13 protein-coding genes are annotated in these 20,706 nt (G+C 54.9%); 10 read left to right on the top strand and 3 right to left on the bottom strand.

Features of this window, described 5'->3' with window-relative positions:
• Positions 1–357 precede the first annotated feature (357 nt).
• The 3 genes from P3T17_RS23065 (at position 358) to P3T17_RS23055 (ending at position 7,424) form a co-directional block, all read left to right on the top strand.
• Positions 358–2,691: a hypothetical protein gene (locus P3T17_RS23065; RefSeq protein ID WP_429409047.1), complete on the top strand. Its 2,334-nt coding sequence runs from the start codon at positions 358–360 to the stop codon at positions 2,689–2,691.
• Positions 2,688–3,611 (top strand): hypothetical protein, encoded by a 924-nt coding sequence (locus P3T17_RS23060; protein WP_429409046.1) that lies wholly within the window; start codon positions 2,688–2,690, stop codon positions 3,609–3,611. The genes P3T17_RS23065 and P3T17_RS23060 overlap by 4 nt, the downstream gene beginning before the upstream one ends.
• Before the next feature lie 93 nt (positions 3,612–3,704).
• Positions 3,705–7,424, top strand: a complete 3,720-nt coding sequence (locus P3T17_RS23055) for an SIR2 family protein (RefSeq protein ID WP_429409045.1) — start codon at positions 3,705–3,707, stop codon at positions 7,422–7,424.
• A 133-nt stretch (positions 7,425–7,557) separates the two neighbouring features.
• Here the strand turns inward: P3T17_RS23055 and P3T17_RS23050 are convergent, their stop codons facing one another.
• A complete protein-coding gene (locus tag P3T17_RS23050) occupies positions 7,558–8,454 on the bottom strand; it encodes a DUF2971 domain-containing protein (protein WP_429409044.1) in 897 nt (298 codons plus the stop codon).
• 453 nt (positions 8,455–8,907) lie between these two features.
• Here P3T17_RS23050 and P3T17_RS23045 point away from each other — a divergent pair, with 453 nt between their 5' ends.
• The 3 genes from P3T17_RS23045 (at position 8,908) to P3T17_RS23035 (ending at position 14,587) form a co-directional block, all read left to right on the top strand.
• Complete coding sequence (locus tag P3T17_RS23045) at positions 8,908–10,230, top strand: SIR2 family protein (protein WP_429409043.1); 1,323 nt, start codon at positions 8,908–8,910, stop codon at positions 10,228–10,230.
• A 162-nt stretch (positions 10,231–10,392) separates the two neighbouring features.
• Positions 10,393–10,596, top strand: coding sequence for a hypothetical protein (locus P3T17_RS23040; protein ID WP_429409042.1), 204 nt, complete (start codon positions 10,393–10,395; stop codon positions 10,594–10,596).
• Between the two features lie 187 nt (positions 10,597–10,783).
• Entirely contained in the window at positions 10,784–14,587 is a 3,804-nt protein-coding gene (locus P3T17_RS23035) for a hypothetical protein (RefSeq protein WP_429409041.1), read from the top strand.
• Here P3T17_RS23035 and P3T17_RS23030 read toward each other — a convergent pair.
• Positions 14,567–15,220: an H-NS family nucleoid-associated regulatory protein gene (locus P3T17_RS23030; protein ID WP_429409040.1), complete on the bottom strand. Its 654-nt coding sequence runs from the start codon at positions 15,218–15,220 to the stop codon at positions 14,567–14,569. The two genes, P3T17_RS23035 and P3T17_RS23030, sit on opposite strands and share 21 nt — an antisense overlap.
• A gap of 248 nt (positions 15,221–15,468) precedes the next feature.
• Here P3T17_RS23030 and P3T17_RS23025 point away from each other — a divergent pair, with 248 nt between their 5' ends.
• On the top strand, positions 15,469–15,900 hold the full coding sequence (locus P3T17_RS23025; protein WP_429409039.1) for a hypothetical protein: 432 nt from the start codon (positions 15,469–15,471) through the stop codon (positions 15,898–15,900).
• Positions 15,897–16,604, top strand: a complete 708-nt coding sequence (locus tag P3T17_RS23020; RefSeq protein WP_429409038.1) for a hypothetical protein — start codon at positions 15,897–15,899, stop codon at positions 16,602–16,604. The genes P3T17_RS23025 and P3T17_RS23020 overlap by 4 nt, the downstream gene beginning before the upstream one ends.
• Positions 16,605–16,929: 325 nt before the next feature.
• On the opposite strand, the gene P3T17_RS23015 is transcribed toward P3T17_RS23020, so the two are convergent.
• Positions 16,930–17,889, bottom strand: coding sequence for an SOS response-associated peptidase family protein (locus tag P3T17_RS23015; RefSeq protein WP_429409037.1), 960 nt, complete (start codon positions 17,887–17,889; stop codon positions 16,930–16,932).
• Between the two features lie 560 nt (positions 17,890–18,449).
• Between P3T17_RS23015 and P3T17_RS23010 the strand changes: the two genes are divergently transcribed.
• Together P3T17_RS23010 and P3T17_RS23005 are read left to right on the top strand one after the other, a co-directional pair.
• Positions 18,450–19,931: a CHASE2 domain-containing protein gene (locus tag P3T17_RS23010; RefSeq protein WP_429409036.1), complete on the top strand. Its 1,482-nt coding sequence runs from the start codon at positions 18,450–18,452 to the stop codon at positions 19,929–19,931.
• Positions 19,928–20,692 carry a BON domain-containing protein gene (locus P3T17_RS23005; RefSeq protein ID WP_429409035.1) on the top strand — a complete coding sequence of 255 codons (765 nt, stop codon included), beginning with the start codon at positions 19,928–19,930 and terminating at the stop codon, positions 20,690–20,692. The genes P3T17_RS23010 and P3T17_RS23005 overlap by 4 nt, the downstream gene beginning before the upstream one ends.
• Positions 20,693–20,706: the final 14 nt, after the last annotated feature.

Genomic DNA, 20,706 nt, shown 5'->3' with positions numbered 1-20,706 from the left:
AAGCCGACCAATGTCGCCGTGCGCTTGGTATTACAGGTCAGGCGCGTTCGGAGTCAAATGCGCAGCACTGAAGGCGGGGCTTGACACGTCCGCCGCGTGCACCATAGTTAGCACGATACGAACAAGAATGACGACGGTCCGCTTGAGGCGGACCCAGCATAGAAAGGGGTCATGAAGTCATATCTATTCCTTAGGTTCGCCCAATACCGAGCATTTTGGAACGCTCGTCGGTCTATCGCAAAGGCCGAGTTTCTGCTTACGTCTAGGCTTTACCGAGCGAATCAATCACTCAAAGACGCCGGAACATCCAGTCTCTCTCTCGTCGGTATCGTCCGAGTAACTGCCAGACCTTGGTTTTTGGCCATCGTCGTTGCGGCAATTCTTCAACTCAGCAATCCTCGCCTCTGTCAGTTCTTCTCGAAGCATGGGTTCTCGGTGCCCGACGATTCCGACTATGTCACCTTCCTGGCTGCAATCAGCAGCATTGGCGGTGTGTTCATCGGCCTTTACTATGCAGCGATTGCAACGGTCGGTAGCGCCATGTATGCAAAGGTGCCGAGCAACCTACGTGACCTGCTCGCCCAAGACAGATTTGGCGTCGTCTACATGCGCTTTCTGTCTTTGCTAACCTACCTATGCCTCGTTCTCATCTGTTTGAGGCTGTCGCATTTTGACCGCATTTACATTGCGCCTCCTCTCATTACTTTCGCCGCCGGGGTCGGCGTCTTCGCATTCGTGAAACTCGGCCAACGGGTCTTCCATCTCTTCGACCCAACGGAGTTCTCGTCGCACATCTTCGAGCAACTGGAGCGTCGGATGGCTTCAGTGACCGTGGCGAAGCTCAAGTGGCGGGACGAGTCATTCCAGCATCACGCGTACAAGCAAGCTGAAAAGTCGGTAACGGTATTGGAGACGCTGCGCGACCTGTTGCTCCAAGAACAACACCTCACAGGAACACCGCTGCTCGAGGTGTCAAAGCGCACCACGCGGTTTCTCATTTTTTATACGACAAAAAAAGCGCTTATTCCAACCGGTAGCCGGTGGTATCCACAAATCTATCGCCACAGGGAATGGTATCGAACCGACGATATGAGGCTCTCCATCGCCACCGAGACTGGCACGACCATTGAGCCGCAGACCGAGGTCAATCGTAACTGGCTTGAAGAGCGCCTGGTGCCCGTTCTGCTGGACTGCCTTGCCGTCAACGTTCGTAACGCACAATGGGAGAACGCCCTCGCAGCGCTCCAACACATCGAAAACTACGCTACGAACTTAGCGGCGCACGGGCGGGCTGACGCCGCATTCGCTCTCTTCGACCAAACCTGTTCTCGGACTACCGGTGCAATCAAGCAATCTCCAGAAGTAGCGCAAGCCGAATCAGTTCAAAAGGTTGCGCTCGCGGAGAGCTTGGCCGCGATACCCATCGCCTTAAGTATTGCATTGCGGCAGCGATATGTATCGTTCCGACGCACAGACATCATTGCTCGCATAGACGCCATTGACTGGTCAATTCCGAGCACCTACTACCGAGCGGGCTTCGAAGACTATGTGTTGAGTCAAATTGAATATCTGGCACCAAGACTAGCGTTCGAGCGGGCAGTAGAGGGGAACGAAGTTTCGCCGACTTGGTATCGGGCCGAACTCGCAATGCAGCCTGAGGCTAAGCAATTTGTCGAAAACATTGCCGTCCTGACCGACAAACTTCCTGACGCATACGCGAAGCTGAGGGAGACGTTCTCGGCGGCAGAGCTACGCTGGATGACAGCGGCAACACTCAGTCGGCAGTGGGAATACTGGCACAAGCTCAGCGAGCAGGTCACTGTTTGGGAACGCGCATGGTCAGAGATGAGCGATGACCGCAAGATGAAGGAACTCCCTTGGGCAAAGTTCAATGCTGAGTCGACGCGGACAGCGTTGGGTTCAATGAAGATTACGCTCCTCAAGGCTATGGCAGGTCTCCAGACACGGCTCAGTGCCTTGGAGCGACCGCCGACGTATCCAGACTATGCCGGGCAATTTCTACACGTCTCTGGCGAGGCTGTGCTCGAAGCATTGATTGGTGAAGACACCGACCTGCTGCAGGACATTTTTACGCGCTATTTTGTGGGGTGCCTCACGCAGTTTGCCAAAATGCAATCAAACGATGGGCCCGACTGGCTGGTAACCCAAAATCTCAGAATCGCGTCCGCTGCCGTATTGGACCTGATGGATGTTAGTGGTTACGCACTGCTGCTGTCTGAACTTTACGAGCACAAGGGCTTATGGACCATTGTGCGCTCAGCATGGGACAGATATCTCGCTGACGGCGGGAAGACCGCAGCCCTTGTAGCGCTAGTTAACTTCGTGGAATCTGGTCTTGGAGCCAAACCTCGCGACATCTTGAGAACGAGGTGGCAGCGACGCACCGAAGAGAAACTCGCGCAACTCCCTCGCAAACCAGTGACTGATGATAGGTGGTATATGGTCAACGAGACGGAGGTGGTACATCCGAGCCGCTTGGTCCAAGCCATGGCATCAAGTCTTCATTCGCTCGACTATGACGGCATCGATATTTTTGTCGCACTTTACCTAAGCTCTAAAGCGGGCGCGGGAAATCTGCAGGAGCATTGGAAGCGAAGCGGCCTCTCAGATAAGCTTGGCGACCAACACTACGATACTGATGCTCCTTCAGGCAAGGACGAAGGGAAATGACATTCAGAAAACCACAACCCAAATGGCCGCCCCGCCTCGCCAAGTTCCTTCCGAGTTTGCGCCAGTCTGAAGAAGCAATCCTCCAGAACGTCTTCATGTTCGTGGAGGACATTTCGCATCCGATGCCTTTCCGACATGGTCGGAGAAAGAGCTTTTCGGTCCGACTAAAGGGAACGGACACTGAACAGCAAAAAGCGCTGCAAGTGCTGGATGACCTCTCTGACCATGCGGGGTCCAATCTCGAAGAAAAACTGGGCAATGCTGTCGATACCCTCGCCAAGAGAATCGCATGGGAGGGGCGCGCGCAGTTCGAACTCATCCCGCGAGATGATGGGACAACATTCTTTCATGCGGTCACAACAAAGAGGCTCTTCCGGCTCATCGGTATCGCAGTCCAATATCTTGCTCCAGAGGACCGGAGATTTTGGCAAAGCAACGCGCTACGCTGGGTCCCGCTTTCGGCGTTGTGGCACATCGATGTCCCCCGCGACCTGGGTGGTAGACGCGGCTACCGGTGCTTGCTATCCAATCTGAAAAAATTTAACAACTTAGGACCGCCTTTCTTGTCGTTCGATGTCCGCAACGGAAACAATCCGCGCAACTTTGACATTAACGAATATGCGAGGTCCAACAATATCTTCCGCTATAAAGTCACACACGCGTGGGGATGGGATTGCCGTGACTGGTCAACCGAGCGAACGACGGAGTTCTACAACTTGTATCGAAGCGCAACTGCAGAACAAGCTAAGCGCGTCTTTCGAAGCCACATCATCTCGCAGATAAATACATTGCTCGCACGCTTGGAGATAGATTGCACCATCTCGGTCGAGAGCCTTCCTTCTGCGGAGGACGCGCAACAGATGAAGAACAAGTTAGTCACCGGCGAACTAAGTTTCAAGGACTTTCTGGATACTAGATAGCTAGGTCATGCGGGCATGACGATACCACCATGAACGTCATCCTCTGCGACGGTTCCGTCGCTAAAAAGGACGTAACTTGTAGGGACAACGCTAATGCGATTCATACAAAATGGGCCAGACGTTCCTGAGCGGCTAATTCGAACTCACGAAGAGGGAAAGGTGGTGTTCTTTTGTGGCGCTGGCATTTCATATCCAGCGGGCCTCCAAAGCTTCACATGGCTCGTTGACCAGCTCTACGAGCGGCTACACCGGACTCGAAAGGGGCCAGAGGCGGTCGCCTATCAGGACAAGCGGTTTGATGCAGTGCTGACCTTGCTCGAAAAAGACCTCGCAGGTGGCCGACAAACGCTTCGCGCTCACCTTCCCGACATATTGAAACCGAACCTGCGTAAGCGGCGTGCGCTAGATACTCATCGTGCTCTGCTCGCGCTGGCGCGGGACAGAGATGACAGGACGCGTCTGGTCACGACGAACTTCGACCGATTGTTTGTCAAGGTGGACAACAAGGTCGGTCACATTTCGGCGCCTCACTTACCCACACCGAAGCGTAGTCGGTGGGACGGCGTTGTATACCTACACGGATTGATGGATGAAACCCCGTCACAGGAAAACCTGAATCGACTTGTCCTGACGAGCGGCGACTTCGGGTTGGCGTACCTTACGGAGCGTTGGGCGAGCCGTTTCGTGAGCGAGCTCTTCGCGAAATACACGGTTTGCTTCACGGGTTATAGCGCAGACGACCCGGTACTCCGATACATGCTTGACGCGCTATCGGCCGACGAACTGCTTGGCGAGAATCCCATTGAAGTATTTTCGTTCGCTGGTGCCACATCTGGCTCAGAAGAGCATGTGCGGGAGAGTTGGAAGGCGAAAGGAGTAACGCCCATCGTTTACGAGGATGCCGATGGTCATGCCGCTCTACATGACACTATTCGGAGCTGGGCAGCAACTTATCGGGACGGACTTCAAGGACGCAGAGGCGTCGCTTTGCGCGAGGGAAGATTGAGTCCTGACAAACTCGACGAATCTGGAAGCGCCGACCGGCTCCTCTGGGCATTGAATGAACCCTCTGGGGAAATCGCTAAGGCATTTGCGACGGCAGAGCCGGCACCGGCCATTGAATGGTTGGCAGTATTCACGGAGCGACGATTCCGTAGAGACGACCTTCCGGCCTTCGGCATAATGGCCAATCAAATACCCCAGTCTCGCTCAAGCGAAGGGCGTGACCTAACGTTCAGTTTGCTCAGTCATCCAAGTTCGCCAGATTACGCCCGGTGGACACACCTAGTCACGCATGGCGACACACACCTAGGTCTTGACGAGGTCTCGTTTTGGCTCGCCAAGTGGCTCTGCAGGCACCTCGACAAACCTCAAACAATTCTTTGGGTTGCCGAGAGCGGCGGGCGACTGCATCAGCGATTCGCGTATTTCATTCAACAGGCGTTGGGGGAGCGAAAACTCGGTGACGCTTATCAGCAAATTTGGGAAGTAATCTCTAGTGGCTACGCAAAGACGCGGGACAATTCATCCGGGTTTCAAGATTGGGCGTTTCGATTGCCGGCCGCTGTCATTGGCACGACATCAAAGCTGGAGCTTTTTGATTTGCTGCAGCCTCGCGTCAGCTTTCGTCAACCCCTTCGTCTTGGCGAAGGAGGCACTGACACTTCATCGCCGGGGCCTGATGCACAGGTGCGCGATGTCGTCGATTGGGATTTAGGGCTGAAAGGCGGTCATCCACACGACGTTCTGGACCGACTCAAAGCGAGAGCTGATTGGCCGTCGCTGCTTGTCGATTGTCTTCCGACGTTTACGCAATTGCTCAAGCTTTGCGTCGACCTGATGGCGCTCCTTGGCGGAGCCACGCGCGATGAAGATTTATCGGTTTGGCACCAGCCGTCAATCGCTTCGCACGACCAAAATAAACGTTTCAACGCATGGACAGCTCTTATCGAATTGTGTCGAGATGCGTGGAATGCCACTGTCGCGGCCAACAAAGCCTTGGCCTTGAGCGAATTCGAACGGTGGCGTTCGATTGATTGCCTCCTGTTCAGGCGCCTAGCCATGTACTGTGCTGCTATAAGTGAAATCGTCCCAACGGATACTGCTCTCGCGCTTCTTCTGGAGAACGAGTCCCTTTGGTCGGAAAATTGCAAGCACGAGGCGATACAACTCCTGCTTCGAGTTGCGCCGAAGCTCAAAGGGAGGGACGCAGCGCTGTTACTAAAACGAATTGTGAAGGGTCCACCTCGAAAAATGTACCGCGCGGGTCTTTCGAGGGTCGACTGGAAATACATCCGCGACCGGACGGGTTGGATACGGTTGACCAAGTGGCGTGAATCTGGAGCGAAGCTACCGAAGGCATACTCTTTGCTGCTTGACAAACTTGACAACACTCATCCCGAGTGGCTTCAGGAATCCAGCGAACGCCTAGAGTTTCGGAGTTGGATGAGTTCTGGGTTCGGGGACTGGAGGACTGTCTCAAAATTGCCCCGCGAGGTACACGAGCTTGCTCGCGCACTCACGGAGCGAAAGGATGATTTTTTTGCGGCTGACGACTGGTCGGGGATTTGTGCCGAAGAGCCCGAACTTGCTCGGCTTGCGTTAAAGCAACTCATTCTAATCGGGCACTGGCCGGGAAGCGCATGGAGAGACGCGCTGAACATTCCTGAACAAAGCACTGCGCCGGTCATCACCCTATCCGCTTTCGGCAAAGATATTGCCGCGGCGCCGGACAGCTTCTTTGTCGAAACAGCGCAATCTCTGCCTTGGTGGCTGCGACAACATGCGCAGACGGCCTCCGACACCTGGAACTTTATCGATATTTGTCGACGCGTCATCGATGCAATAACAGAACTTCCACTCGACGAGACCGACGACGTGGTAGGCCAAGCAATCAATCATCCAATTGGCCGAACGGTCGAGGCCGTCATTCAGAATTGGTATTCAACCAAGCCGCAGGCTGGTCAGGGTCTTGATGAGCCATATCGCAGCCTTCTGCAAAGGATATGCTCTGCTGAGTTCGACTCGTATCGACCCGGAATTGTCCTTGCCGCCACCAACCTCTTTTCATTGTATGCCGCTGACCCAGCTTGGACACGTACGTCGCTGTTGCCGCGGTTCGATTGGGAGCTGTCAAGCGAAATGGCCGCAAGCTGCTGGGAGGGGTATCTCTGGGTTCCACGCATCGACGAGCAACTGTTCCGTGAGATGTCCTCGTCGTTTGCGGCCGCCGCTGAGCACTACCACCAGTTAGGGAAGCACCAACAGCAATTTGCTTCTCTTTTGGTATGGACAACGATGGAAGTGGCCGACGTGCAAGAGGCAAAGGCTCTCAGTAAAGCGCTCAATCTACTGCCACCGTCCGGTCTAGCACATGCGGCGGATACACTTTCGCAGGCAATCGTGCAGCGAAAGGAAAACCTTGACGACTATCTGGTTCATCGCGTCAGACGGGTCTATCCTGCCCCTTGGCCAAAGTCTACAAACAGCCGCTCTGTTGACGAAGCCAGAGCCATCGCACTATTTTGTGTGCGTACAGACGAGCAGTTTCCAACATGGGTGAGGGAGTCGAAGCCGTTTCTTCGACATTTTCCTGACATTTATCTAATCGTAAAAGAGCTTCACGAGTCAGGCTTGTGCACAAAGTTCGCCGACATTGCTCTTGAGTTCCTGTTGCAATTCATACCCGACGTTCCCTATCCAACAAATGAGCTGTTGGATTGTTTAACTGAAATCAAGAAGAAGCAGCCGAAGGTAACTCGTCAAAAGAAGTTTCAACGTTTGTGGGAAATAGCGCAAACTCGTATCGGTTGAGGATGATGACGCTTCTAAGACGCAAATATTTCGCACTGTGGTCGGCACAATTCAGAATAGGCCGTGTCCATTGAATCATGCATGGTCAAAGGCTGCATCTCTAGCGTGGCGCCGCTTCAGCCTGTTTGCTCGGCTACACGGTCTTGTTCACGAACTTGCTGGTCGGATGGTTCTCAATCATCCATTGCGCCATCTCCGCAAATGGGGAGTTCGTGCCGACGAATATGTGTGCCGTTCGTGGAGAGATTGTTGGGTTCCGGAAGTCGCCTGCGTACAGAATAATCTCTTGGCGGAATCCGTAGCCAGCGTTGTCGACGGCCGACAAAGTCAAACCGATTTTCGTCTTGTGTAGCAGTTGAAAAATCTCCTTCTGCTGCGGCACTGGTGTCCGCTCCCCCATCGAGACAAAATGGATGGCTTCTTGAGGCACCTCTGCGGCGAACACGGGGAAACCTCTTGCGTCGAGAATCTCCGTTTTATTGCAGTCATGTAGAGCACGAATAATGCGAATCTCCTGCTCGTACTGCCACTCGACGGATTTGGCGCAAAGCTCGGACAATGGTACAGGCGCAGCTTTATAGGAATCGATGTGTTTTTTCGGTCGCTCCTCTACGTACTCGACCGGTATTTGACCGGTGAAGAAATCGTGGTCGGCATCGAAGGCGATGACGGCGCCTTGATACTGGTCGGCATAGTGCGACCACATCAAGATTGAGTTTGGGGATTTCGACAGGCAGAGAATGCCGACCTGTTGATTGAGCTGGTCCAGGATATTTCGGGACGTGAAATCGCTGGCCACGTGTCCGTCCGGCACCTGGACGACAGCGTCGAGCGGGGCTTCGCGTCGAGGGGAGAGAATGTCGAACGAAAAGCTGATTTGTTCTTCCGTTTGGTCAGTCCGAACGATTATTTCCGGCAGCAGCTCGAATGGGTCATTGAATGCCCCAGGTTGGGTCAGGCGGATGGACCCTCCAAGTATCCGCTTCAGCGTGGAAACGTTGACGTACTTATAGAGCAGGTTCTTCTCCATCAGTCCCTCGTTTCAGTGTGCAGTGAGACTGCTAAGGCGTTGCGTGGTGGTCAAGTGATGCCGAAATGTGAAACGGATGTCGTCGACAATGACCGTGCTTGCGAGTTCCTTACAGCGCCGAACGCAGACGGATGTGTGCGGCGTGAGAGCGAGCGGCAATTGCTACCAGATTTCTGATTGCGAATTAGGCAAATCTACCGTATGTTTTGATTTCTTTCTGACGGTACGACATTTTGGAGTCAGGCCGTGCGCCTGACGAAAACGCTGCGAGTGTCGTCGGTGTAGCTCGCGTACTGGGTCGCGAGTTTGCGCGGTGCCGCGTGGCAAGGCGCCACTTTGTCGCCTCCACAAACGAAAAGAGAAGCGCGCGCAAAGCGCGTCTCATTCTGAGAGACCATCATGCCGATGGATTACGCGCAGTACCAGGAAGAAGTGAGGGCAGACATCGCGAACGTGCTGAAGCTCGCGGGTTGCCAACCGATTCTGTTTATTGGGTCTGGGTTTTCGCGGCGGTACGCTGACGCGCCGAACTGGGACGAGCTCCTGAAGAAACTCGCAGAGAATTGCCCCAAGGTCGACCATCCTTACGCTTATTACAAGCAGAAATTCCAAGACCAGCCGCGTATCGCGAGCATGTTCGCGGAGGCATATCGAGAGTGGGCGTGGGACGAAGGGCGCGCGAACTTCCCGCCGGAATATTTCGACGAGGCGTTTCCGTCGGAGGTGTTCCTGAAGCAGGCGACGGCCGCGATGCTTCACAATCTTAAGCCGGTGCACGCGGACCTGAAGACGGAACTCAAGGCGCTGCAGGCGATTAACCCACACGCTATCGTAACGACGAACTACGACGAGTTGCTGGAGCCGCTTTTTCCTCAGTACGAGACGGTCGTCGGCCAGACCATTCTGAAACAACCGTATCTCTCCATCGGTGAAATCTTCAAGATTCACGGCTCTGTCGCGGACCCGCTTTCACTCGTACTGACGCACGAGGACTACGAGGCCTTCGAAACGGACAAGAAGTACCTGAGCGCGAAGCTGCTGACCTACTTCGCAGAGCATCCGCTGCTGTTCATCGGCTACGGCGCGAACGACCCCAACATCCGCAGCGTGCTCTACGACGTTGACCGGATGATTCGCGCGAATTTCGCGCTCATCCCGAACATCTACATTCTCGAATGGAACCCTGCGATTGACGAGAACTCGTTCCCCGCCCGAGATAGGGTGCTCGCGGTCGGCGAAAACCGTGAGATTCGGATTAAGAGCATCTCGGCGGCGTCGTTCGAATGGGTCTACGAGGCATTCAGCAGCGGTGGCGCACTTGAACAGGTGAACATGAAGCTGCTGCGGTCACTGCTCGCGCGCACGATTGACCTGGTTCGCAAGGACGTGCCAACCAAGAAGGTGGAAATCGACTTCCAGACGCTCGAACACAAGCTGCAGGAGGGCGAAGGAGTCGCGACGTTGCTCGGCATTACGGCAATCGGGGACCCGGCGAAGGTAAACCTGCATTTTCCGTTCACGCTGACGGAGGTCGCCGAGCAGCTCGGCTATAACGGCTGGAATCCTGCGCATCGGCTTATAGAGCTAGTGGAGGAGCAGACGGGCTTTGACCTGAAGGCCTCCGACAACACGTACCACATCACGATGCGGACGGGGAAATCGAGCAGCACAAACAAGTATTCGCAAGCATGTGTCGACTTGTTAGGAGTGGTGCTACGAGGAGAGGCCTACAAGCTGGCGGCGGATTGCGTCGTTGAGGCGCAGAAGGCGGCATAGACGGATGATGCCGACACACCGCAAGCGCGATGGGGCCGTGTGAGCTTGAATCTGGATTGCTTGTTAGCTTTGTCTGCAGCTCGTACGCGTTGCTTCGCACGAAGTCACGCCCGGAGGTGTTGTAGAGGAATTCTCATGTTACAAACCACAAGGAGCGCCCCCATGAAGCAACCAGGACTCGATGGTCGCCATCGTGACAAAGATGGGAAGATTGACCTGAAGCACGGCAACACGATGAACAAGAACCTGGCGAATCCAATCCCAGGCTTCGGTCCGAGTACGACTCTGAAAGAGATGCGCGACAAGACTGGCAAGGTCAGCGAGAAGGACATCAGGGCGGTTATGGCGAAGAAGCGCGGGGGATGATGCAGCGGGTCACACGGCGGCTTCCGAAGCCGCCGGCCTTTCAACCGTCATAGTCGAATACAAGCCGAATGGCGCTCAGGGAGCACGTGCATCTCAACAACCCGCTGCTCGAATTGACCGACCGAGTCTAACGGTTGGGCGCCAAATTGCCGACGTCTCGACACTTCGCTAACAAACAGATTTCGCGATGGAACACACGCTTATAGTCACCGCTAATGACCTCGAGGATTTCGCTGACATGCGCGAAAGCCAGGCGGCTATTCCCGAGCTGATTTGGTTGCTCGTCAACGAATCGGTGCCGAGCCTGCTCGAGTGTCGCATTCCGTATGGTGACTCGGTCAATCAGCCAGGTTGGGACGGCCTTATCGAAACGGGCACTAATTTCAAGCACTACATGCCAGCAGGCAAGAGTTTCTGGGAAATCGGAACGGGCGATGACCCACAGGGCAAAGCGACCGCGGATTTCAAGAAGCGAACCGAGAGCATGCCGCTCGAAGAACGCCAGAACGCCAGCTACGTTTTCGTAACGCCACGCGCGGCGGGCACAGGTGGCTGGTCCGAACCTGCACAAACGAAGTGGCGAGATGCGCGGAGTCAATCCGGCTGGCAACGAATCATCATCATTGATGGCCAACGTCTGGCGGATTGGCTGCGAGAGTTCCCTGCAGTCGGCAAGTGGCTGTTCAAGAAAATTGGACTGGTTAGGGCCTCGACTGGATTCTCCACGCCGGCGGAGCATTGGGACAACCTCCGACAGGTTTCGAGAGCCGGTGACCCACCGCTCCCCGCGGAAATATTCCTGGTCGGACGCGACAAGGCAGTCACTCAACTCAGACGCCTCTTCGATGGGGAGTCCAGCAAACTCGTGCTTGCAACCGAAAGCGAAAACGATGCCGAGGATTTCGTCGCGGCGTTTTTGGAGAAGCTTGAACCGGTCGAACGGCAGCTTCTATGCGGCCGTTGTCTTTTCGTGCACGATGCCGATGCATGGGCCTCGTTCGCGAACCTCCGGAGTTCCCATGTTCTCGTGGCGAGTCCGAAACTGGACATCCTGCGTGACGAGCAGCTACACATGGCTGCGCAAAAAGGTAAGCATGCGGTCGTAGTACCGGTTTCAGGAGCATGGGCGAGAGCGTCTGCTGACCTAGTTCCATTGCGCAGTCCGTCGGCACATACTCTTTCCAGCACTTTGCGCGATGCCAACTTCGATTTTGACCATGCGAGAGAGTTGGGTGCTGCTGGTGGCTTGAGTCTCTCGGCGCTCAAGCGTTACATCCGTGGCGTCGGTCAATTTCCTCCATATGCCACTTGGGAAAAGGCTCGCGTACTCGCACACGCCCAACTGCTCGGGGCATGGGTCGGCGACAATGAGCATGACCAGAAGGCCGTCGAAACGATGGTGGCACAGCCGTACGCGGACTGGTGCGAGACTGCGCGCGCAGAGACACTGCGTTCAGACACTCCTCTCATCCAGCGGAACGAACGGTGGAGGACGATTTCCCGCGGCGAGGCGTGGTCAGGATTGGGACCAAGGCTCACCGATGCCGACCTCGACCGGTTCCAGTCGCTGGCGGTCCGCGTGCTCAGCGAGGTGGACCCGAAATTCGAACTGGCGACGGAAGAGCACTATCGAGCTGCGGTCTACGGTAAGGTCCTTCTGCATTCAGATGCGCTACGGTCAGGTGTTGCGGAGTCTCTCGCTCTGCTCGGCAGTCGACCGGGCGCCTTGACGTCGTGTTCACACGGTAAAGCAGAGAACGTGGCCTATGCCACCGTACGCGACCTTCTGAACGGCGTTGGGTGGAAACGATGGGCTTCCATGAACAGTCTGTTACCGATGCTCGCGGAAGCTGCACCGGGCGCGTTCATGGCGGCCATTGAAGAAGCACTTCGCGACCTATCGGTGAGCCCATTCCTCGACGTGTTCAAACAGGAGAGCAACGGGTTCGGCGGCTGGAACTACATGACCGGGGTTCTCTGGGGGCTGGAAAGTCTCGCGTGGAATCCAGACTATCTTACGCGCGTTACAGCTATCCTTGGCGACCTTTCCGAAATCGACCCCGGCGGCAACTGGGTCAATCGGCCAAAGAACTCGCTGACCAGCATTTTTCTGCCGTGGCTGCCTCAGACGGCGGCGTCAGTACCTCGGCGCAAGGTTGCCGTTGAAACAATCTTGAAGGAAAGGCCTGCTGTATGTTGGAAGCTGTTGCTCAGCCTTCTACCGACAACTTTCGGCAACACTTCCGGTACCTATAGGCCCACCTGGCGACCCTATGTTCCAGATGAATGGAACGACATCGTTTCGCCCGCCGACAACCTGCAACAGGTTCTCAACTATGCCGAACTGGCTATCGGCGTCGCCGCAAAAGACTTGCCCAAGCTCGTGGAACTAGTTGAGTATCTGCCAGATTTACCGGCCGCTGCGAATTCAGACGTGCTCGCCCTTCTCCATTCGCCAGTGGTGACCGAAGCTCCGGAGGCTAGTCGCTTGCCGCTATGGGAAGCTCTTCTTGCAATTGCAAACAAGCATCGGAAGTTCGCCGATGCGCAGTGGGCGATGCAGTCCGACGCAGTCCAGAAAATCGAAGCCGCGGCGATTGGGCTTGCACCGAGGTCTGCCCAGCTTCTCAACCGGCGACTGTTCACGGAGACAGACATTGACCTGTACGATGAAGGAGATGACTTTGAGGCTCAAGCCCACAAACTCGAGGAAGAGCGTCAACGTATTGTGAAGCAGTTGCTGGACGAAGGCGGCGTCGCCGGCATACTGGATTTTGTCCGCGAAGTTGAATCTCCTCGGAAAGTGGGTTTCGCGCTCGGCAAACTTGCATCATCCGAAATGGACGAGGCGCTGTTGCCGGAATATCTCGAAGCAGCGGACAAACCGCTCTCTGCGCTCATCGCGGCATTCGTCGTCGCGCGACACAATGACCAGCAATGGGTGTGGGTCGATGCGCAGTTGGATGCTGCGTGGTCTGTGGAGCATCGTCTCGCATTCCTGAAGCTGTTGCCGTTCGAGCCCGAGACATGGCGTCGCGCAGAGCGAAGCCTTCACAATGACGTCGGTCGATATTGGCAGGAGGTATCAGTTAATCCATGGCCGCTTGATGAGCCGGCCCTCGTTGAAGCTGTCCATGATTTGCTCTCTCACGGCAGGGCGCTAGGCGCGGTTTCTTGCATAGCTCGTCTCGTCCACAAGAAGGCTACCTTCGCACCTGAACTCGCCCTCAATGCCCTGCTCGAGGCATTGCGCTCCCCCGTCGGACAGGACCGCATTGACCAGTACGCGATACAGGAAATCATTCTTTGGTTACAGGCAAATCTGCCGACAGATTCAGAGGAACTGTTCAAGGTTGAATGGAACTATCTCCGACTTCTTGAGCGTCACCGTGGTCACGGCCCAAAGACGCTAGAGCGCAGGCTCGCATCGGATGCCGGATTCTTCTCGCAACTCATTGCGTTATTGTATCGCTCCGACAAGCCGGAAAAACGCGTCGAGTTGACAAGCGAAGACGAAAACATTGCACAAAACGCGAGCCGACTGCTACGAGGATGGAGAACCATTCCAGGTGGAGAAGACGGCGCGCAGTTCGATGGGCAGCGATTCTCAAGCTGGCTTTCAGAAGTGAAACGACAGACCGATGAAACGGGCCACGTACGCTTTGCGATGAACCGGATTGGTCAAGCCTTGGCGTATGCACCGACCGACCCCGGCGGCCTATGGATTCACAAGAGCCTTGCCGAAGCTCTCAACGCTAAGGATGCCAACGAAATGCGCTCGGGCCTAGTTACTGGCCTATACAACAAACGTGGCGTCCACGGGTTCTCGGCCGGCGCTGCGGAAAGAGAAATTGCTGCTGGTTATCGGGAAAAAGCGGCGCAAGCCGAAGCAGACGGCTTCCATCGTCTCGCGGATTCGATGCGAATCTTGGTTCAAAATTACGAACATGACGCCGCTCGCGAGGAAGAGTCAAATCCGTACAGCGACTGAATCAATCCGCGAAGCCTCGTTTGCGGCCCTCCTCTTGTTTGCCGGTTTCTTCGCAGTCGCGCTACTCTTTGCCGCAGCCTTCGGCTTTCTTGCCTTGCTGACAGAACCAGTTTCCGTCGCAGCCGACTCAGTATCGTCAATCTGGAACCGGCTCCGGTCCTTCGCTGAAGCCAACCACGCGGGCGCACGACCTCGTTCGCTCCAAGTCGCACCGGACTCTGGGTCGCGGTATTTGGCCGGCTGCAGTCCGCGCACGTAATTACCTGTAGTCTTTGCCTTAGTCGCGAGGGGTGGCGTGACGCTCGTGACGCTGCTGTCGACCAAGAATTTGGTGCGGTCTTTCACGTTCGCAATCCATCCCGGCGCACGACCGTGGCCAGACCAGGTTGCACCGCTTTTCGGGTCTCGATATTTCGCCACGGATTGAGCTGACTTCGATGCGGCCTTGGAACCAGCTTTTGGTCCGCGCTTCTTGCGTCCAAGATGCGCGTCGATGTCTGCCGTCGTTAAGCCGTGTTGTTCCATCAAGCCGCGAATAGTTTCGAGCACGGCCGACGATTGCTTTGCAACAATAGCGTCGGCTTGCGCTTGCAGCTTCTTCAGTTTTGCCTGGATTTGTTCGAGTGTTGCCACTGCGGCAGCTCCTGCTGTTGTCAATGTTCGCACTATGCCATGCGCCGGCCCTAGGGGATAGGATGACTGACCAAAGCGGAAACTCGAAATCCACGCCTTGTGGCTTCACGCGTCCGCTATATATTCTGTGATAGAGACCTGAAATACTGCCAAAGTTTTTATCCTACAATACCATTGCAGCGATGACCTCATCGGTTTCCAAGCGCTCATGCGGACCGCACTGTCATTGCTTCACGAGGACTACGGATATGCAATACGTCGATGGGGATGGCAAGTTGCACGATAATCTGGATGATTCGGAAGTCTGCACGCTCGATGAGGACCTAGCCGAACAACTGAAGACGAACGCAGCGCAGCTCTACGAAATCGAGCACGCGAGTGACATCTTGCTACGCCAGAAACGACTAGCTCTCCAGATAAGAATGTACCTTCTTGTATTTCTCGTCTACGGTACGGTTTGTTGGGTAGCGTTGTTCTGGTTTCCAAGATTGTCATACACAATCCCTGTAAAGGTTGGCTTTCCCGCGATTGCGCTAGTCCTGGGTACACTCATCTATCTTTGCACCCAACGAATCGCTGAAATAACACTCGACCTAGAAGAGTTAATTCGGCTAAGGTTCGCTCAAACCGAAGCCATCAATCTAGGCAAATTGCTCTTGGCTTCGGAGGACCGGTCGTGAGCGATATCGACGATAAGCTCCGAGCTCTCGCTAAGTTGCAAGGGCTTGCCGCTGTAACTGCTAAAACGGTCAAACGCATTCTTCCGTCAGCACGGAGTGTGTCCCAGCAGAAAACCGAAGTGGTCTGTGGACTCTTCTTGTTTTTTCTAGCCGGTACCGTCGGAAGCTTGGGTATGAACTTTTTTAAAGTCATTCCGTCCGACGTAAGTCTTGCACTTTTCCTGCCGTGTATCTTGGGCATGGGGTTGACGGGAGGTATCTTTGGGTGGCGGCTCGTTCCACGCAATCGTCGACTCGAGCGAGAGGAAAACCAAGAACTCATGAGGGACGAGATTGAGGATATCGAGCGTAAGAGCGAATCCAAGTTCAAGAGAGCTTTCTCAACAAAAAAAAGCGCTGCCGAAAGTGAGATTTTCATCGAACATGGCAAGCAACTGAATGAGTTGGCTATGGAAATGCGCCGGATACGCTTTCAGGCTCTTGCGGGAATTGTGGCTACTGAAGACCAGCACGTACGGCGCGACACACCTTCAATCGCAGGCTCCACGCGCGACACTGTTCCGCGCTTACCACCAAAAACAGATGCGCAACCGATTGACGCGCCTTTCGTGCAGATACGGCCCCAACCAGTTGCCGAACACATACATGCGCCGAGACTTTCGCCTAAGCCGAGGCTTGACGGGAACAGAAACGATTGGCGTTAAAAGCTTATTGTCGTGGTCGGGGGATTGTTCCGCTTCATGCGTACCCGAGTGCAAATTCTTCGGTAGGCGTTGCGCTAATGCTGACCAGCATTCAGTAGCATCCAAATCTGAAGCGACGGCGACCCCGAGAGGATTCGTGCAAACACCGCCCGGCAACGAACGCACGTGTAGTGCTCTTCCACCCGCACATCTTTCACTGCGCCGGCGCCGTTGAGGGTGAGGTCTTGATGCGGAGGTTCGCCCGCGGACTTCCCGTAGAGGTCAGCACATCGCGCGCAAGGTTGAATCCAAAGGTCCATTCGCAGTAGTCGATATTGGGGGCTGCTCAGGCAGCAAGACGACGCTCGTAGTATGGCCGGTCGCGGTCATCCAGAATTGCGTACGATGCGTCCAGGTTTTTAGGGTTCGGATTGAGCCACGCATCGATGTTTTCAGGCTTTATCGGAATGATGCAGCGGTCATGCCCTACTGCAGCAATTTCTGGCGGAGGGTCGTCTGTGATTGCCGCGAATGACAACAGGTCCGGCTGGCCTAGCGAAGTCCATCTTGACCACAGGCAGGCGACCAGCATCTCATGCTCGGGATTGGGCTTGAACTCAAGGACGACGTTTTCGTCCTCCTCGCCTTCCGCCAGTTCACGGCCGTCCATTTTCGCCTTGCTCACGTTCTCGTAGAAAACGCTGGCTACGAGGATTCCGTGCGAGTGACCGAAGAGCGGTTTCCAGAAACCTTCGAGATTATCGCGGCGCGCGTTATAGGTGCCGGGGTACTTAACGTCGTACGAGGCCGGTTTGCCAGCGACACGACACTGGTAGCGCATTGGTTTGATGACGCGTTGGCCATTTTCCATAACCATGACCAGTGCGTAGTGTCCTGGGAAAATGCGCGAATCGCGTGCCTTGGGTTCGGTCCGTTGGATATCGTCCAGCTTCCCTTTTGTCCACGCGATTTTGTCGGTGGCTATTCGCTGGCTTTCGGTGGCTGCCTTCGTGACCTTCGTCTGAAGTGTGCGTTCTGCGTCTGCTAGCCGGGCACGTTGCTTGAACAGGTCTTGCTCGAACTTCGTCACCTGGTCTGCGTTGAATATATCGATGAGAGCCTTAATCTCGAATTCGTCCGCCGATTGCGGCTTGGAAAACGCATCTTCCATCGCTTTCGGAATCTTCACTTTGCTGCCCTCGGCTCGCTCGAAGAATAGGCGTGCGAATTCCTTGATGCTCATCGTCGCACCGAACATCCGTACGAACTTGCGATAGTCAGCCAGAATCTGCGCCGAATAACACATATGAACCTCCCGTTTTCGTCCCATGATAATCCCGCCTCACGGGCAATCGGCTCAATAACGAGTGACCGCAGTGGCGTATCACTTTTGAGCCAGCAAACAGCACCGCCGGCGCACGCGAGTCGGCCATTCTGGTAGGCATGCACGGTGGACGCTGGCATCAATCGGCTTTTGAGCAACCGAGGCTGCGGCAGTTCAAGAGGATGTCGTCCACAACCGGCGCCCACTTGGTTTGCTGCCGCAAGACCCGACCAGTTAAACAAGGTCCCTTCCCTGGCAACGTTTGGGGGAAGGTATCGAGTGCGGCCCCCCCGCGTTACCAAGTCGGTGCAGGAATGTACGAATTCGGGCAAGGCCTCGAGGAGAAGTTCCTCACCAAATCGCAACCCCGCGTGAGGCTGAAAAAGTGCTCTCCGGCGTTCCTGCGAATTGCCAGACATATTAATCATATGACCAATACCCCGATTCGGATTTTAGGGAGGAATGCAGTGACGCGGCAAGAGCCCTCCTTTAGTATGAGGAGTTGAAGGGCCTTACGTTTCTCGCTTGTACTCAGGCGAGCTTTGAATACTTCGATTGTGGTTTTCAAAGTGGAGACCGTCGTGGATACAAATCAAGGTGAAAGTTCCTCGTCGGATTCTGGCCCGAAGTCGCAACCCGCATCGCCGGACACCTCCGCTGACTCGACAGACCCCGCATCGACTACACCGCCGGAAGGAACGGCAACCACCAATGAGCCGTCTCCCGAAAGAAAGAAGCGAGCCATTCTCTCTGCGTGGGCGTCGGGCGCACGCCAAATAGGAATGGCATTTCTCATTATGGGCGTGATTTTTGGGGTGCAGAACTGGCTGGCGAATTCTAGTTTTGCGGAGTACCTACGTAACATTTCCTTCCCATGGTTCGAAGCGTTGCTTCCCGGCACAACCAGGGACCGGATGCCCGTTGTGGTGGTCGACATAAGCCTCATCTCTGGCGGCACGTTGGCGCAGCCCATGAAGCGAGAAGCTTTGAAGCTGGTTATTGACCAACTTCATCAGGCGCAAGCGAAGGTCGTAGGAATCGACATTGATTTTTCACCCACATCTAAGGGCTGGGTTGTACGAGATGCTGAAAAGGGCGGTATAGCCGACCCGGAGTTCTTCCAGTATTGCCTCGACATGAGTAAGGATATGCCCGTTTTCCTGGGTGTCTATAGAACCAGGAAACAGCCTCCGGAAAGTCGAATGAACTTGCCAAAGTTCAATGTTCTAGGAGCTTACATTGGTACCGAAAAAACCCCTGATGGGACCACGAAAACGCGCGTTCAACGGTTCTATCCAGACAGCAAGGGTACGCCGGTGCTACCTTCGATGGGCTATGCTCTCGCCTTGGCCTATTCTCAAAGAGCTGGTGTTGCGTTGCCTCAGTCTGAGGGGGCACTTGATGACTTCGTTGAGCCTCTTGATGGAAATTCTCGAGGACAAGTGGGCAATTTCAGTAAGGTAGACGAGATAGGTCTGCGGGAAGGTGTTTATCTCAATACAGACAAAAGCGGAAATCTGGAGGTCGCCGGGATTACGCCTCATTACGTAAGAGACCGGATAGTCCTAATAGGGGACTTGGACCTTAAAGCTTCCCGGATGGATAACTCCAACGATTCGTTTTTTGCACCCGGCAGCGACAGACTTCCGGGCGTTCTCTATCACGCAGTGGCCGCTTATACCTTCGCATTCGAGCCTGTTTATGAATTCAAGGAGCGCACCCGGGTATGGTTGGACCTGTTACTTGGCTGCGTTTTTTTATCCACTGTAGCGCTTCAGGTCTATTTTGAACATTCGGCGAAACCGCGAGGGAAAGTTCAGCGGTTCCTGGAGCAACGCGCGCTTTTAATAGCGATGCTCATGCTAATTGGAATCGCGATTGCGTCGATGAGAGCGTTCAGTGTGATGTGGCTGGATGCCCTATGGATTTCGCTCGGGTTATTTGCCCACTACCTGATGCCGCAGCAGGTCAAGGAACTGTTTCCGCGCCTTGGTGTCCTCCATTCGGAGGAGTCCTCGAAATGAACAACAAGCGATTGGCAATTTTTCTCGGAGCAGCCGCCTTGCATTCGGTGAACAGTTTTGCTCAGACAACGCGAAACGCGCAGGTCGTAGCGGGTGGATATGTTGCGGTCGTGTCCGAAGTTAAGGATGGGATTTGCGAATCATGTCCGACCTATCATACGGAGAAACACGCGGCGCTTCATAAGGATTCGAGACTGAAAGCCGATGATGAAGTGCGATGCTTCAGCCCCGCTTACGCCAAAGCCAACTACGTGACGAAGGACGGAACACCAATTGAAGGAGGCGCTTTTATCGTAAAAGGGGAGGCTTGGCGACCGGTAGGCAATGCGGGGTCGCCCGAAGATAATGACTTGACCGAACCTCGAATGGGAGTGCAAGCGTCGAACCACGCTGACGGAGGCGTCACGATGTCAACGGACCCAGCCAAAGTCGCCGATGTTGAGCAAGAAGCGCAAGACCTCCAGGCTTCTCAGCAAGTTACTTCGTCGCAACAACACTCGACCCAAATGAAGTTTCACGACCACGCAGAGGTTTTGAACCTTGCAAATTTGGCGCTCGCTAGCCGCGTGCGCAAATCTCTTGCAAAGGCTAAGGGAATTTCTGTACAGAATATTTCGGTGCGCGCACAAGGCGGGCAGGTTATTCTGGGGGGTACAGTCCCAGAGCAGCCGCAACTGGAGAAGGCTACAGAGGTCGCGAAGGGTGTAGCAGGTGTAACTTCGGTTAGAAATACCTTGGTGGTTCACCCTCTAGGCAATTAATCGAATGGGTTATT

The organism is Paraburkholderia sp. GAS82, from assembly GCF_050436285.1.
GTDB classification, from domain to species: domain Bacteria; phylum Pseudomonadota; class Gammaproteobacteria; order Burkholderiales; family Burkholderiaceae; genus Paraburkholderia; species Paraburkholderia phenazinium_B.
Note: the sequence above shows the minus strand (reverse complement) of the source record. Positions and strands in the feature narration are given on the sequence as shown.

What these genes read in the sequence shown, in the direction of transcription:
- P3T17_RS23050 (WP_429409044.1), bottom strand. Translation starts at nt 8,454, where the DNA reads ATGGAGAAGAACCTGCTCTATAAGTACGTCAACGTTTCCACGCTGAAG.
- P3T17_RS23015 (WP_429409037.1), bottom strand. Translation starts at nt 17,889, where the DNA reads ATGTGTTATTCGGCGCAGATTCTGGCTGACTATCGCAAGTTCGTACGG.
- P3T17_RS23005 (WP_429409035.1), top strand. Translation starts at nt 19,928, where the DNA reads ATGAACAACAAGCGATTGGCAATTTTTCTCGGAGCAGCCGCCTTGCAT.
- P3T17_RS23035 (WP_429409041.1), top strand. Translation starts at nt 10,784, where the DNA reads ATGGAACACACGCTTATAGTCACCGCTAATGACCTCGAGGATTTCGCT.
- P3T17_RS23060 (WP_429409046.1), top strand. Translation starts at nt 2,688, where the DNA reads ATGACATTCAGAAAACCACAACCCAAATGGCCGCCCCGCCTCGCCAAG.
- P3T17_RS23025 (WP_429409039.1), top strand. Translation starts at nt 15,469, where the DNA reads ATGCAATACGTCGATGGGGATGGCAAGTTGCACGATAATCTGGATGAT.
- P3T17_RS23055 (WP_429409045.1), top strand. Translation starts at nt 3,705, where the DNA reads ATGCGATTCATACAAAATGGGCCAGACGTTCCTGAGCGGCTAATTCGA.
- P3T17_RS23040 (WP_429409042.1), top strand. Translation starts at nt 10,393, where the DNA reads ATGAAGCAACCAGGACTCGATGGTCGCCATCGTGACAAAGATGGGAAG.